General features: G+C 68.9%; 10 protein-coding genes and 1 pseudogene. 6 read left to right on the plus strand and 5 right to left on the minus strand.

The genetic code is table 11. The features are described 5' to 3' along the window. Together CFP71_RS40790 and CFP71_RS40795 are read right to left on the minus strand one after the other, a co-directional pair. Nucleotides 1–1,648: pseudogene (locus tag CFP71_RS40790) on the minus strand (phospholipase A2); the annotation flags it as partial. 94 nt (nucleotides 1,649–1,742) lie between these two features. Then, nucleotides 1,743–2,966, minus strand: coding sequence for a GGDEF domain-containing protein (locus CFP71_RS40795; protein ID WP_244200020.1), 1,224 nt, complete (start codon nucleotides 2,964–2,966; stop codon nucleotides 1,743–1,745). 66 nt (nucleotides 2,967–3,032) lie between these two features. Here CFP71_RS40795 and CFP71_RS45220 point away from each other — a divergent pair, with 66 nt between their 5' ends. Then, nucleotides 3,033–3,227: a hypothetical protein gene (locus CFP71_RS45220; RefSeq protein ID WP_244200021.1), complete on the plus strand. Its 195-nt coding sequence runs from the start codon at nucleotides 3,033–3,035 to the stop codon at nucleotides 3,225–3,227. A gap of 401 nt (nucleotides 3,228–3,628) precedes the next feature. On the opposite strand, the gene CFP71_RS40805 is transcribed toward CFP71_RS45220, so the two are convergent. Further along, the gene (locus CFP71_RS40805; protein ID WP_093939244.1) at nucleotides 3,629–4,843 is read right to left on the minus strand and encodes an MFS transporter; all 1,215 of its coding nucleotides are present in this window, start codon (nucleotides 4,841–4,843) and stop codon (nucleotides 3,629–3,631) included. Between the two features lie 371 nt (nucleotides 4,844–5,214). Here CFP71_RS40805 and CFP71_RS40810 point away from each other — a divergent pair, with 371 nt between their 5' ends. After that, nucleotides 5,215–6,108, plus strand: coding sequence for an SDR family NAD(P)-dependent oxidoreductase (locus tag CFP71_RS40810; protein WP_093939250.1), 894 nt, complete (start codon nucleotides 5,215–5,217; stop codon nucleotides 6,106–6,108). A gap of 162 nt (nucleotides 6,109–6,270) precedes the next feature. On the opposite strand, the gene CFP71_RS40815 is transcribed toward CFP71_RS40810, so the two are convergent. After that, nucleotides 6,271–6,927, minus strand: coding sequence for a maleylpyruvate isomerase N-terminal domain-containing protein (locus tag CFP71_RS40815; RefSeq protein WP_093939245.1), 657 nt, complete (start codon nucleotides 6,925–6,927; stop codon nucleotides 6,271–6,273). A gap of 106 nt (nucleotides 6,928–7,033) precedes the next feature. After that, the gene (locus CFP71_RS40820; RefSeq protein ID WP_093939246.1) at nucleotides 7,034–8,902 is read right to left on the minus strand and encodes an AMP-dependent synthetase/ligase; all 1,869 of its coding nucleotides are present in this window, start codon (nucleotides 8,900–8,902) and stop codon (nucleotides 7,034–7,036) included. A gap of 149 nt (nucleotides 8,903–9,051) precedes the next feature. Between CFP71_RS40820 and CFP71_RS40825 the strand changes: the two genes are divergently transcribed. The 4 genes from CFP71_RS40825 to CFP71_RS40840 all read left to right on the plus strand — a co-directional run. Next, the gene (locus CFP71_RS40825; RefSeq protein ID WP_093939251.1) at nucleotides 9,052–9,699 is read left to right on the plus strand and encodes a TenA family protein; all 648 of its coding nucleotides are present in this window, start codon (nucleotides 9,052–9,054) and stop codon (nucleotides 9,697–9,699) included. Then, entirely contained in the window at nucleotides 9,683–10,864 is a 1,182-nt protein-coding gene (gene kynU / locus CFP71_RS40830) for a kynureninase (protein WP_093939247.1), read from the plus strand. The genes CFP71_RS40825 and kynU overlap by 17 nt, the downstream gene beginning before the upstream one ends. 337 nt (nucleotides 10,865–11,201) lie before the next feature. After that, nucleotides 11,202–11,531, plus strand: a complete 330-nt coding sequence (locus CFP71_RS40835) for a hypothetical protein (protein ID WP_093939248.1) — start codon at nucleotides 11,202–11,204, stop codon at nucleotides 11,529–11,531. A 395-nt stretch (nucleotides 11,532–11,926) separates the two neighbouring features. Beyond that, the coding region (locus tag CFP71_RS40840) for a sensor histidine kinase (RefSeq protein WP_093939249.1) at nucleotides 11,927–14,284 on the plus strand (2,358 nt) is incomplete at its 3' end.

The raw sequence follows: 14,284 nt of genomic DNA on the forward strand, positions 1-14,284 counted from the left end.
GTGCTGAGCGAGGGCGTGGTAGGCTGCGTGCGTCACGGTGTTGCAGTATCGGAATGAGGGATCCAGGGTGACGGCTGACCGGGGCTGGAGTGGGGTGTCGGGCGTCGTGGGCGACCGCGGGCCGTTGTCGCGGCCGGGCCAGCGGCCGCTAGGGCAGCCCTGTGAGCTCGAGCTGCACCAGGCCGGGCAGGAGCACGCCCCACGGCGGCCCCGACAACGCGGCCGGGGCGCCGGGGCCGCCGAGCAGCATCGGCCCTTCGCCGCGGACGGCGACCGCGAGACCCAGCCCGGCCGCGCCGGTGAACGCCGTCGCCACGAGAACGCCACGCGGCAGCCGGACGCCGTCGGCGTGGGCGAACGCCAGCTGCTGGACGAACAAGGCGAGGAACAACGTCTCGGCGTAGCGCGGGACGGCCGAACCGGACCAGTGCGCCGCGACCTCGCTCGCCAGGGTCAAGGCCAGCAGGCCGGCGACGGAGACGGCGCGCGTCCGGCGGTACAGCGCCAGCAGCGCCGGCGCGAGGACGACGGTCAGCAGGAAGACGCCGAGCAGCCAGAGCGGGTGCAGCGCGATCCGCATGACGGTGGCGTTGGTCCCCGTCGGGATCCCCAGCACCTCCAGCGCGAGCGGGACGACCAGCGCGACGACGGCGAAGATCAGCGCCGGGCGCAGTAGCGGGCTCGCGCGGTCGGCGAGGTACTGCGGATAACGGCCACCCGTCGCGCGGATCGACCGCCAGCCTGCCTCGTTGATCCGGCCCACCGCGAAGAAGATCAGCGGGCAGAGCTGCGCGAGCCAGGTGAACGGCCACAACGACCGCTCCGGGGCGCCCGCCCAGTGCGCGAGCGCGACGGCGGATTCACCGAGCAGCATCAGGACGACCCCGGCGACCCCGAGCAGCGCCCACCGGCCGACGGGGGCGACCGGCCGCGGCTCGCGGGGGAGCGTGACGGTGGTCCGGCGGGTGCGGACCCAGCCGCGGAGGCGGAACACCAGCAGCGCGCCGATCACCAGCACCCCGACGATCATCGGGCCGAGCGGGTCGCCGACCGGCGGCCCCCAGCGCTGGTGCCAGGAGTTGAGGACGAGACCGGCGGTGTAGAGAGAGGCGACGACGTCGCAGGTGCCGCGCGAGTCCATCGGGTTGATGACGCAGGCGTTGTGCATGTCGGCCGAGAGCCGGTCGTCGAGCGACGCCCTGGCCTCCTGGCCGAGCGGGTGCCCCTTGCGTTCGGCGTAGCGGAGGATGTCGTAGCCCAGGTCGTGGGCCTTGCACGGGATCGCGTAGTCCCACTTGGTGTTGTCGTCGCCCCAGGGCGCCGAGCAGCCGCCGTCGGTGTGGACGGCGCGCACGGTGCCGTCGCGCGCGGTCAGCACTCCCGGGGTGATCCCGCTGACCGCGGTGAAGTCGGCGGGCAGTTCGGCGATGACGTTCTCGACCGGGCCCGGCCGCACCAGCGCGTCGACCGCGTTCTGCGCGGCGAGGATGTCACCCGTCGGTGGCCCCAGGTCCGGCGGCGAGGCGGGGCGCGACGCGATCAGGCCGAAGCCGAACACCAGCACCGTGACCAGCAGCAACCAGCCGGAGGTCGACCAGGGCCGCCGGATCCGGGCAGGCTTGCTGTCGGCTTCGGCTGTCGCTGGCATGCCGTTCAGGGTGCCATCCGCCGATCGGGGCCGACATCCGGATAACCCCCGGGTTTCGCCCGGGTGGGTGACCAGGGCCGGGTGCGGCCGGCCTTCAGCCCCCTGGTGCGGGTGGCGGAGGAGCGGTCCGTTCCACGTCCTGGGCGAACCGCACCTGGTTCCGGCCGTTCTCCTTGGCGACGTAAACGGCGGCGTCGGAGGCGTGCAAGAGTTCTTCCAGGGATTCACCGTGACGAGGGAACAGTGCTGCCCCGATCGAGGTGGTCCGGCCCGAGATGGTGACCCGGCTGCCCCTTTTGTCGGTAGTCACTATATGCAGTTCGGCGATAGCGCTGCGCACTCGCTCCGCGGCGAGTTTCGCCGCCGTTTCGTCGATATCCGGGAGAAGGACGAGGAATTCCTCGCCGCCGAACCGGCCGATGACGTCGGCGGGCCGGGTGACCTCGTCCAATTTCTGTGCCACATCGCGCAGGACGTCGTCGCCCGCCGGGTGTCCATAAGTGTCGTTAATCCACTTGAAGTGGTCGAGATCAATCATCAGAAGTGCCAGGTTGTCGTCCGAACGGGCGGTCCTTCCGAGCGCCCGATCGGCCGACTCCGACCATCCGCGCATGTTCAGAACACCGGTTTTCGGGTCCGTCCGCGCGTCGTTTTGCAGTTGGTCGATCTCGGCGAGGCGATTGAACACCACCGTCACCACGGCCATCACGATCACCATCGGTGGCATGATCAACAGCAGTACCGCGGTGACCGCGCCGAGGCCGATCGTGATGGCTTCCAGCAGGTTGTCCGCCGCGTTGCCGAGCACGGTCGACATCGACGGCCGCTTCGGTGAGCCGATCGCGAGGATGCCGCCGATGTAGGCGATCTGCACGGCTTCGAAGACCATCCCGGTGATGATCAGGACGCCGAATTCGCCGATCGTGTCCCAGCCGGAAATCCGTCCCCATTCATGCGGTCCGAACGCGGCGAAGGTGAGCGAAGCCAAGGTCACCGAAACGCCGTGGGTGACTGACGAGAACACGAAGTTGTGCGCGGGCCGCCGGGCGATGAACCAATGCTGGATCCGGACGAGCGCGATGATGGAAAGCGTCAGTGAAAGCGGCAGGATGACCGCGGCCGGAAATGTCCAGACCGCGGTGAGGTCGATCAGGACCGTGCGGCTGCGATCACGTCGCCTTTCCTCTTGTCGCTGGGTGAGCTGAATATGTGCCGTGGCGCCGACGGCGAGAATCGCGAAACGAACCCAGTCTGTTTTTCCCGGATTCGTGGAATTCATCGTCGACAAGACCATGATCGCGATTCCGATGGCTTCCATCGCGAAAAGGAAAGCGATGAATCGCTTCGGTCGCTGCCACAGCGCCCATGCCCTGGGATCGTACGGATGGCGCTGCGGCGGTTCGGCCTGGTCACCTTCCGGGCTTGCCTGCCCGCGTTCGGTCACCGGTGCACCGCTCTCCGCGGCGGCCGCCGCCGCTCGCTCGTCAAGGTCGCCGGTGCCGTCGCCGTGCTGGCGGCCGTCGCCGGTCTCGGCTGGCAATTGCTACCTCTTTTCCGCGCGGAGGGCACGGTTGAGTAATCTCACCGGTACCGACTGATACACCGTTCGTATTCCACGGCCGGTATCATCCCATCGCATCAGTTGTTCGACACCGGCGAGGGTGCCCGCGAACACGGACCGGAGGTGGCAATCGTGTCCCGTGATTTCTGATCTTGACAGCTGAATGTTTTTCGAGACGTGGAGTGGAAGGGGTGACGGATAGTGTCCAGCCGTGACTTCTGAGCCCGGACAAGGTATTAGTTCGCAGCGAGGTTCCCAGGAGGTGTCCGACCATGTCGAGCCGTGACTTCTGATCGAGAGTCGTTTCTTTTCACCCATGTACCGAAGAACCAGGTGCCGAGGCAGTGTTCCGTCGGGATTTCCGAGTACGAGCCCACCGGGCGGCTGTGCCGCCTCAGGGGCCGTCCAGTGTGGATTCCTCATGACAGCAACGGTTCCGGGCTGGATCCGTTGATGTGCCCCCAGCTGAGCGCGACCAGTACGGCCAGCAGCAGGCCGACAACGCCTGCCAGCGCGATGGCCGAGGTCGCGGCCCCGAGCCGATCGGCGGCGAGCCCGCCGAGTCCCGCCCCTATTCCCTGAGCCACCCGCAACCCCGTGCGATAGACACCGCCCGCGCCGCCCCGCAGCTCGTTCGGCACCCAGGTGATGAACGTGGCGCTCACCGTGATCAGGTACGCCCCCGCGGCACCCGCCGCGGCCAGCAGGAGCAAGGCCGGGATCAGCCCCGGTTTGAGCGCGAAGCCGATCAGCGCGACCATCGGCAGTGCCGCCAGCACGCCGAGCAGCTTCCTTCGTTGTTCCGCGGAGACGAACCGGGACAGCAGGAACGCACCGATGACGAAACCCAGCGGATCCGCCGCCAGTAGCCAGCCGACGGCCTGTTTCCCCACGCCCATCTCGGCGGCGAGCGGCGCGGCGAGGCCTTCGGGGATGACGGCCAGGCCGACCAGCCACGAGAACCAGACCAGCACCCGCAGATGACGGTTGCCGAAGACCTGCTTCACCGCGCCGAACCAGCTGCCGTTCCCGTCGGACGCGGCCGCCCGCCGGGAGACGGCGAAGCGCACCACGGCCGCGCTGAGCAGGAACGTCGCGGCGTCCAGGGCCAGTGCCCAGCTCGCGCCGACCTGTGACACCAGCAGCCCGCCGCCCGCCAGGCCGAGCAGCATGGCGGTGTTGGTCGAGATCCCCCGGATGTCCTGGCTCTTCAGATAGAGGTCGTCGTCGGTGAAGACCTCGCGGGTCAGCGCGTTCTGCGCCGCGTTGCCGGGCGCGTTCGCGAGCCGGGCCAGCACCACCAGTCCGCACAACAGGGGGAGCGGGGTGCCGGGGATCGCCATGACGGCGATCAGCACCCCTTGGATCAGCGACGAGTAGACGAGGACGGTGCGTCTGGGGTACCGGTCGGCCAGCTGGGACAGGCCGAGGCCGCCGGCGAGCGCGGGCAGGAAGGTCAGGGAGTAGACCACCGCCGAGAGCAGCGCGGAGCCGGTGCGGTCGTAGACGAGGATCGCCAGCGCGACGATGGTGAGCTGGTCCCCGATGAGGGACTGCACCTCGGCGAGCCAGAGCGCGCGGAACTCGCGGTTCGCCAGGGCGGCGGTCATCCGCGGCGCCGCGTTCGTCTTCACTCCGTGACCACCTCCCCCCGATCGGGTGAACTTAGCTCCCTCGCATTCTTGCCTGCCTTGTTACGTGGCTGACGAGGGAGTCACAGTTGTCGTCCCGCCGAACAACGTTCAGTATGCCTCCGGCTACAGGGAGACGAACAGAACACCGGTGAATCCTTCCCCTGTTGGGCCGATCGAGCTACGCCGTCTGACCGGCGTGTGACGCCGGACTGACTCGCCCGCCGGTATCCGCGCGCCGATCGCCCCTCCCTCGCTCGGCGCAGCCCGGACGCCGTTCACCGCCGCCCGAGTTCCGGTTGGGCCGAATGGGCCAACACTGAGTAGAGACCGGCCTGGAGGTGGAGGCCGGCGGGGCCAAAGGGGTGAAGGCGATGAACGGTTTGCTCGACGACAAGGCCGTCGTCGTGACCGGGGCCGGGAGGGGCCTCGGCGAGGCGTTCGCGGTGCACGTGGCGCGGGCGGGCGGAGCCGTCGTGGTCAACGACGTCGACGCCGAGCTGGCCGCGCGGACGGCGGAGAACATCCGCCGGTTCGGCGGCAGAGCGGTCGCCAGCGGGCACAGCGTCGCGGATCCGAAACAGGCGCAGGAGATCGTCGACCTCTGCCTCGCCGAGTTCGGCGCCATCGACGGACTGGTCAACAACGCGGGCCTGAACTACGAGGCGTTGCCGTGGGAGGACGACGTCGACCAGGCCCGCGAACTGGTCGAGGTGAACGTCCTCGGCGTCATGTACACCGGGCTCGCCGCGATCAAGGCCATGGTCGCGCGGGGTACCCCGGGCTCGATCGTCAACATCTCGTCCGGGGCTTCGCTCGGGCAGCGCAAGCTCGGCGTGTACGCCGCCAGCAAGGGCGCCGTCGCTTCGCTGACCTACTCCTGGGCGCTCGACCTGGAGGAGAGCGGGATCCGGGTGAACGCGGTCTGCCCGCTCGCGCACACCCGGATGGTGTGGAAGTCCGAACGGTCGCTGCGGTCCTGCCCGCCGGACCGGACGCCGTCGCGGATCGCGCCGGTCGTCCTCTTCCTGCTCGGTGCCGGATCCGACGGCATCACCGGCCAGATGATCCGCTGCAACGGGCCGCAACTGCACGTCATGGGGCAGCCGTACCTGAAGCAGCCCATCCTCGAACGGCCGATTTGGGACACCGAGACCGTGCAGCGCGCTTTCGACGAGGTCTTCAGCGCTCACCTGGAGAACTACGGCCTCGAAAAGCGTGTCCCGCCCCGGCTGCGCAAGTGGACGGAGTCGACCCGGACCGCCTGATTCGCGTGCTTGAAGCCGTGACTCGCGTGCTTGAAGCCGTGACTCGCGTGCTTGAAGCCGTAACACGCGTGTTTGGAGCCGGAACTCGCGAGTTCCGCCTTCAAGCACGCGAGTTCCGTGTCTGATCACGCGAGTCACGGCTCTGATCACGCGTGTCGTCCGTTAGCCGACGACGAAGGGGAGCTTCGCGGCGAGGTCGCCGAGGGCGGCCTTCTCCGCGTCGGTCGCTTCGCGGCGTCCGGTGCCGACCAGCAGCGCGTCCGTGTCGGAGAACGACTCGGGGAACTTCTCACCGGTGCGTTCTTCCAGGATCTGCCTGGTCCTCGCGAGGCTGTCGGCGGCGGGCCCGTCGAGGTGCGGCAGATGCGCGACGAGGTCGAGGTGGTGCAGCGTCCATTCCAGGACGTACGCGGACAGGAAGTCACCCGCGGACAGGACGATGTCGCGGGTGGCGACCCGCGACGCAGGGTCGGCGAGGACGGCGGCGCGGCCCGCGGCGGAACCGACGTCGTCGAGGTGGAACTTGAGCAGCCGCGGTTCCTGATAGGCGGCGGCGAGCCGCACGATCAGCGCGTCGAGATCGTCCTCGCCGGTGGGCGGCGTGTCGGCGATCTCCCAGTAGGAGACGGCGTCGCGTGTCGGCGGGGTTTCGGCGGGGGTCGCGAGGGTGATCAGGACGTCCTGGGCGTCGATCACCAGGTGACACACCAGATCCTGCACCAGCCACCCGGCACAGCCGGACGGTTTGGCGAAGTCTTCGTCGGGGGTTTCGGCGACGGCGGCGAGCAGCGCCGCCCAAGAGCGGGAGAAGAGATCCACGGCCGCAAGTTAGCAGCGTCGGCTCACCGGTCGCGACCGCTTTCCGCCCAGTACATGAAGGCCCCCTTCCTGTACCTAGGCGCAAGGAAGGGGGCCTTCATGTACTTCAGGAACCGGCGGCGGGGGCGGGGTCCGGAGCGGCGGAAGCGGCGTAGAGGTCCGCGATCGTCGGCGCGTACCGGTCGTTGATGATCCGCCGCTTCAGCTTCAGCGTCGGGGTCACCTCGCCGCTTTCCGGCGTCCACGCCTTCGGGATCACGTGGTACCGCTTGATCTGCTCGATCCGCGCCAGCCGCGCGTTCGCCGCCTCGACGGCCTTCTCGATCTCCGCGCGCACCTGCGCGTTGTCGGCGAGCGATTCGCCTTCGGTGAGTTCGATGCCGTTCGCGGTCGCCCAGCCCGGCGCGATCTCGTCGTCGACGACGATCAGCGCGGTGACGTACGGCCGTTTCTCGCCGATCGCGACGGCCTGCCCGATCAGCGGGTGCTCCTTGAGCAGTCCTTCGATCTTTGTCGGGGCGATGTTCTTGCCGCTCGAAGTGATGATCAGTTCCTTCTTGCGGTCGGTGATCGTGACGAAGCCGCGTTCGTCGATCGTCCCGATGTCGCCGGTGGCGAGCCAGCCGTCGGCGTCGACGTCCGGTTTGATCGAGCCGTCCTCCTGCAGGTAGCCGAGGAACACGATCGGGCCGCGGACGAGGAGTTCGCCGTCCTCGGCCACCTTGACCTCGACGCCTTCCAGCGGACGGCCGACCGAACCCGCCTTGAACGCCGACGGCGTGTTCGAGGTGACCGCGCCGGTGGTCTCGGACAGTCCCCAGACCTCCTGGATCTCGACGCCGAGCCCGGCGATGAAGTACAGGATCTCCACCGGCAGCGCGGCGGCACCGCTGGAGGCGACCTCGATCTTGTCCAGGCCCAGCATCGCCCGCACGGGCGCGAGCGCGGCGGCGTCGGTCTGCGCGATCTTCTCCGCGAGCTCCGGCGGGACCTCCTTGCCGTCACTGCGCAGTTTGTAGCCCTGTTGCAGCAGCTCGTTCGCGGCGATCAGGCCGTTCCGCTTGTCCTCCGGCAGCGAGCCGAGTAGGTTCTTCAGGCCCGCGACCATCTTTTCCCACACCCGCGGGACGCCGAAGAAGCTCAAAGGGTGCACCTGGCCCAGCGCGCCGACGACGGCGGTCGGGTCGCCGACGGTGTGCACGTGCCCGGCCCACACGATCGGCATGTAGATCGACAGTTCGCGTTCGGCGATGTGCGCGAGCGGCAGGTACGCGATGTTCGTGGCGTGCATCGGCGAGTCGTGCAGCCGCATGACCGCGTTGGCCTCGTGGATCGCGTTGCGGTGCGACAGCACGACACCCTTGGGTTCGCCGGTGGTGCCGGAGGTGTAGATCATCGACAGCGGGTCGTCCGGGCCGATCGCGGACCACGCGGCCTCGAACGCCGCCGGGTCGGCCGCGTGCGCCTCCGCGCCCGCCGCGCGCAGATCGGCGAACGACAGGAACCGCTTGTCGTCCGCGGGTATCGCGGACGCGTCGAGCAGGACGACGTGCCGCAGCGCGGGCAGGTCGTCGAGGACCTGCGACCAGCGGGCGAGTTCGTCGGCACCGGCGAGTACGACGACACCGGCGGCGCTATGCCGGGCGACGAACCCGATCTGCTCCGGGCTGAGCGTCGCGTACGCGGTGCAGGGGATCGCGCCGAGATGGGCGGCGGCGAGGTCGGCGATCAGGTGTTCGGGACTGCTCGGCGCCATGATCAGCACCCGGTCGCGGGTACCGACCCCGAGGCCGGCGAGCCCGCGCGAAACCTCGGCGATGGCGGCGTGGAACTCACGCCAGCTCAGGGTCGGCTTGCCCTCGATGTCGAGTGACGTGACCGCCGGCAGGTCACCGAACTCCTGGGCGTTGCGGTGAAGCAGGGCGGGGATGGTCTGGCCTTCGATCTGCTCGGCGACGGTCGGCTGGTTGGTCAACGCTGGCCTCCTCGATGCTGCCTGATCAGGCACACTGTAAGGGCTCTGGTCAGTGGTGGATAGAGAATCGCGGCCACGGTTGCGCTACGCGAAATGTCCACCTTTTCCGTTTTCAGCGCGTCAGCACCGAACAAGGAGGAACCTCGGCGATGACCGGTTCGGCACGTGAGTTGATCGACGCGGTGCAGGCGGAACTGGCGTCCCACGACGACGACAACCGGCTCGTCCCGGCCGTCGAGGCGGGTGAAGCGCCACGGGAGGTCTTCGCCGCGATCGCCGCGGAGGAGTACCGGATCGTCCGCAGCGATTGGCGCAGCTTCCTCCACCTCGCGTCGCGGTCGCAGGAGCGGAACGCGCGGGAGTTCTTCGCGACCCTGGCCTCGGGCGAGGGGCTCGCGCTCGGCAAGCTGCCGGCTCTCGCCGAGGAGTCGCCCGGCTTCGAACCGCGCGCGGGCTGCCAGGCGTATCCGGCGTTCGTCGCCTGGCTGGCGCTCAACGGCGAACCGGCGGACGTCATCGTGGCGATCGTCGCCAACTTCGCCGCCTTCGGCCGGTACTGCGCCGCGATCGCCGCCGCGATGCGCGAGCGGTACGGCTTCGACGACGAGGCGTGCGCCTTCTTCGACTTCTTCGGCGCGCCGTCGCCGGAGCTCGAAGAGCTGGCCGTCGAAGCGGTCCAGGCCGCGCTCGACGCCGGGCGGCTGTCCGAAAAGGACGCCCGGACCCACGCGCGGTTGTTCCAGGCGTACGAACTGGACTTCTGGAACACACTCGCCGACGATGGCGGGCGTGACTGACCTCGTAGCCGAGGCCGCGGCACTCGACGCGGCCGATTCCTTGGCGCACAAGCGAAACGAATTCGACCTCGACGAGGACGTCGCCTATTTCGACGGCAACTCGCTGGGCGCGCCGCCGAAGCACGTGGCCGGACGGATCGCCGCGGTCGTCCGTGAGGAGTGGGGCGGACGGCTCATCCGCTCCTGGTCGGAGGGCTGGTGGGAGGCGCCGGTACGGGTCGGCGAGCGGATCGCGCCGCTGGTGGGCGCCGCGCCGGGGCAGGTCGTCGTGGCGGATTCGACCAGCGTGAACCTCTTCAAGGCGCTGGTCGCCGCGACCCGGATCGCCCCCGGGCGCGACGAGATCCTCGTCGACGCGGACACGTTCCCGACCGATGGCTACATCGCCGACGAGGTCGCCCGCCTGACCGGCCACACGGTGCGCCGGGTCGTCGCCGAGGACATGCCGGACGAGGTGAGCGAGCGGACCGCTGTCGCGCTGATCAACCACGTCGATTACGTCACCGGGCGAGCCCACGACATGACCGCGCTGACCGAGGCGCTGCACCGAGCCGGGGCACTGGTGCTCTGGGACCTTTGCCACAGCGTCGGCGCGCTCCCGGTCGAAGTGGACGCGACAGGCGTGGACCTCGCCGTCGGCTGCACCTACAAGTTCCTCAACGGTGGCCCGGGCGCGCCGGCTTTCCTTTACGTGGCAACGAAGTGGCTGGACCGGTTCGACCAGCCGCTGGCGGGCTGGGCCGGCGACCGCGATCCGTTCGCGATGCGGGGCGCGTACAAGGCGCACGCCGGGATCGCGCGAGGCCGCGCGGGCACGCCCGACATCCTTTCGCTGCTCGCGCTGGACGCGGCCCTCGACGTCTGGGACGGGGTGGATCGCGCGGCGCTGCGGGAGAAGGGGCTCGCGCTCGGCGACTTCTTCTTCAGGTGCGCGGACGAGCTCCTCGACGGCGCGAAGATCACGACCCCGCGGGGCACCGATCGCGGGCACCAGATCTCGGTCGCCGACGACGACGCGGCCAGGACGATGGCCGCCTTGACCGAGTGCGGCGTGATCTGCGACTTCCGTCCGCCCAACGTGCTGAGGTTCGGGTTGGCGCCGCTGTACACCACCTACGGAGAGGTGCTTCGCGCCGTCACGACGCTTCGGGACCTCCGGAGCTGAGCTCCGAGCGCGGCCGCGCTTGGCGTACCGAACGTTCTGCCTCTCTGCTGTAGGTGTCATGAGGGGTCCCCATGGGACGGAATTCGTCCTATGGGGACCCCTCATGACACCCCCGCGCGCGAAAATGGTGAAGTTCATTCGGGAATCGGTGGCAAATAGGTGATCACCTCGCCCCAGTGGGGGAGAAACAGAGATCCTTCGCGAATTCGCTGTTAATCTCGACGTTCGCTCTCGCCGCGAGTGTGACGTAGATCCTTCCCCTGTGGCGTAAGGGAAACCCGCGTCGCCCGTCTCAGCGGCAAGGCGCGGGCCACGGCGCCTGGAGAAGGAGGGGATCGTGTCGTTCACCTATACCGCCATCGCCGTGTGCGGTGTCGTCTCCGGTTTCCTGCTCAATGAATTCGGCTCGCGATATCCGGTCGAGACGGCGCTCGTCGTGATCCTGGTCTGCGGGGTGGCGACGTTGTGCTGGGCGGGCGTCCGGATGCTCCGCGACGCGTCCGGGAGGGTGGACGCGCTCCTCGAAGACGAGCTGGGCCGCGGCGAGGAAGATCATTTCGTCGAAACGGCGGCGAAAAGCTTCGGAAATTCTCGATTTCGTGGTTCGAACGGCGTTACGACGGCGTTGCTCCGTGGTGATGTCGTTCGCAAACCGAACGGTATGTGAGGCCCCTGCTCCGAAAGCGTGAGCGAGGTCACGGCGAGTAGTTTTCGTCGACTTTTCGGCTGAGACGCGAACGTCGAGAGGTGTTACTTGATCGAGTCCGCTGGACGTCGATCAAGCCGCTGCCTGCGATAAACCGCCAGGTGATCTACTGGCGAGTCACTTGTCGGGGTCCCCAGGTCCACGTGGTGGACTTTCGAGGTCCACCGGCCTCTCGTCAGCTGGTCACGGCCATACGCGACTACCCTTCGCGTCCGGACTTGACTCACCCGTTTGGGTCTCCTAGCGTCTTCGCGGGCGGAGCGGACCACGCTGTGTTGATCCGGCTATCGGATCCCGCGGGTATGAGATCCCCGGCGACCCGAAACCAATAACTGCCGGAAGGAAAACGGACCACGGTGAAGCAGATTTCCCTTCGACGAGGCCGCGGCTCTTCGATTCGTTCGCGCGTTCTGACGATCGCGCTCATTCCGAGCATCGCGCTCATGCTCGTCGGTCTCGCGATCGGCGGCTACCTGATCTCCGACGCGGTCAACGGCCGCGACTACGCGCAACGGATCCGTGACTCGGAAGCGCCTTCCCTCCCCTTCTTCGTCCAGGTGCAGGAAGAGCGGCGCCTGACGCTGCGCGAGCTCGCCGGTGACCGTTCGCAGCACGCCACGCTCGTCGAGCAGCGTGCCAAGACCGACGCGGCCGCCCAGGGCGTCGCCGCCCACTTGCAGAAGTTCGTCGGCGACTCGCCGGACAGCGTGCAGCGCAACATCGCCACGCTCAACGGGCTCCTCCAGAAGTCGCCGCAGATCCGGCAGTCGGCCGACTCGGGCCAGCTGCCGCTGCTGGACGCCTTCGCCTTCTACAACCAGATCCTCGACCAGTTCGTCGAAGGCCTCACCGGTCTCGCGCAGGACGCGCCGAACGCCGAGAACGCCTACCAGCGGATCACCGCTGTCCCGCTGTTCACCGCGATCGACCAGATGCAGCGCGCGAACGCCCTCGCCGCCGCGGCCGTCGCGGGCGGCGGCTTCACCGACGAGACCTACCGCGCCTACATCACCGAGGTCGGTTCGTACCGCTCTCAGCTGGAGTCGTCGGTCTCGCGGATGATCCCGGACGTCAAGGCGAAGTTCGACCAACTCGTCGCGAGCGATCCGTGGAAGGCCGTCAACACGGTCGAGAACACCTTCCTGCAGAACAGCAAGGCCACGCTCCCCATCCCCGAGCAGACGTGGCTCCAGGCCGCGCGCGGCGTCAGTGACGCGATGATGCGCGGCTTCGTCGAGCAGAGTGGTACGGCCACGACGCAGGCGGTCGACGAGGCCGACCGGACGCTGATCACCTCGGCCATCGCCGCGGCCATCGCGCTGCTGGTGGCGATCGGCGTGTTCGTCGTCGCGCTGCGACTGTCCAACCGGCTCATCGGCAGGCTGGCCCGGCTGCGCGAGGACACCCTCGACGTCGCCGAGATCCGGCTGCCCGAACTGGTGGACCGGGTGCGGGCGGGCGAACCCGTCGACCTCGACGACAAGGGTCACTTCCTCGACCACGGCGACGACGAGATCGGCCAGGTCGCCGAGGCCTTCAACAAGGCGCAGCAGACCGCCATCGCGGCCGCCGTCGAAGAGGCCAGGACCCGTGAAGGCACCAAGACGGTGTTCCTCAACATCGCGCACCGCAGCCAGGTCATCGTGCACCGCCAGCTCAAGGTGCTCGACCAGGCCGAGCGCAAGCAGGAGGACCCGGAACAGCTGGACACGCTCTTCCAGCTGGACCACCTCTCCACCCGTGCTCGCCGCAACGCGGAAAACCTGATCATCCTCGGTGGCGGGCAACCGGGCCGTCAGTGGCGCAAGCCGGTGACGCTGGCCGAGCTGACCCGCGGCGCCTCGGCCGAGACCGAGGACTTCGCCAGGGTGAAGACGGCGAAGATGCCCGCGGTCGCGGTGCAGGGTCCGGTCGTCGGCGACCTCGTGCACCTGCTCGCCGAGCTGATCGACAACGCGACCTCCTTCTCGCCGCCGCAGTCGCGCGTCGAGCTGCGGGGCAACGTGGTCGGCAAGGGCGTCGTGATCGAGGTCGAGGACCAGGGCCTCGGCATCGAGCCGGAACAGGCGGCCGAGCTGAACGCGATGTTGGCCGATCCGCCGGATTTCGGCATCATGGCTTTGTCAGCCGAGCCACGGCTGGGCCTGTTCGTGGTCGCGCGCCTCGCCGCGCGGCACGGGATCTCCGTGCACCTGCGCGAGTCCGCGTACGGCGGCACCAGGGCCATCGTCCTCGTCCGCACCGACCTGCTCGCGCCGGTCCCGTCTGATGAGCAGGAGGACGAGGTGGACCCCGAGAGCACCGAGGTGCCGGACGCCGCACCGCTGCTCCCGGGCCGTCGTGCCCGCCACCGCACCGAGTTCCCCGCGGAGCGGCCCGAACTGCCCGTGCCGATGCCGGTGGCTCCCCAGCCTCAGGAACAGTCCGGTGGCACGCTACCGCCGCTGCCCTCGCGTCAGCCGCGATTGCCCCGGCCCGAGACGCCGCGGCTCGACACGTCCAGGCCCGAGCCGATCCGCCCGGAGCCCGCGCGTGCCGAGGCCCGGCCGCAACCGGTGCCGCCCTTGCAGCCGCCGGCCTGGCCGCCCGCCGACACCCGACCGCAGGACGGCCGTCCGCCGCAGACCCGGCGACCCGGCCCCGAGGCGCCGGGCAGGCCACCGCTGCCGCAGCGCCGACGTCAGACGAACCTGGTCCCCCACCTGATAGAGGAC

It is taken from the genome of Amycolatopsis thailandensis (assembly GCF_002234405.1).
GTDB classification, from domain to species: domain Bacteria; phylum Actinomycetota; class Actinomycetes; order Mycobacteriales; family Pseudonocardiaceae; genus Amycolatopsis; species Amycolatopsis thailandensis.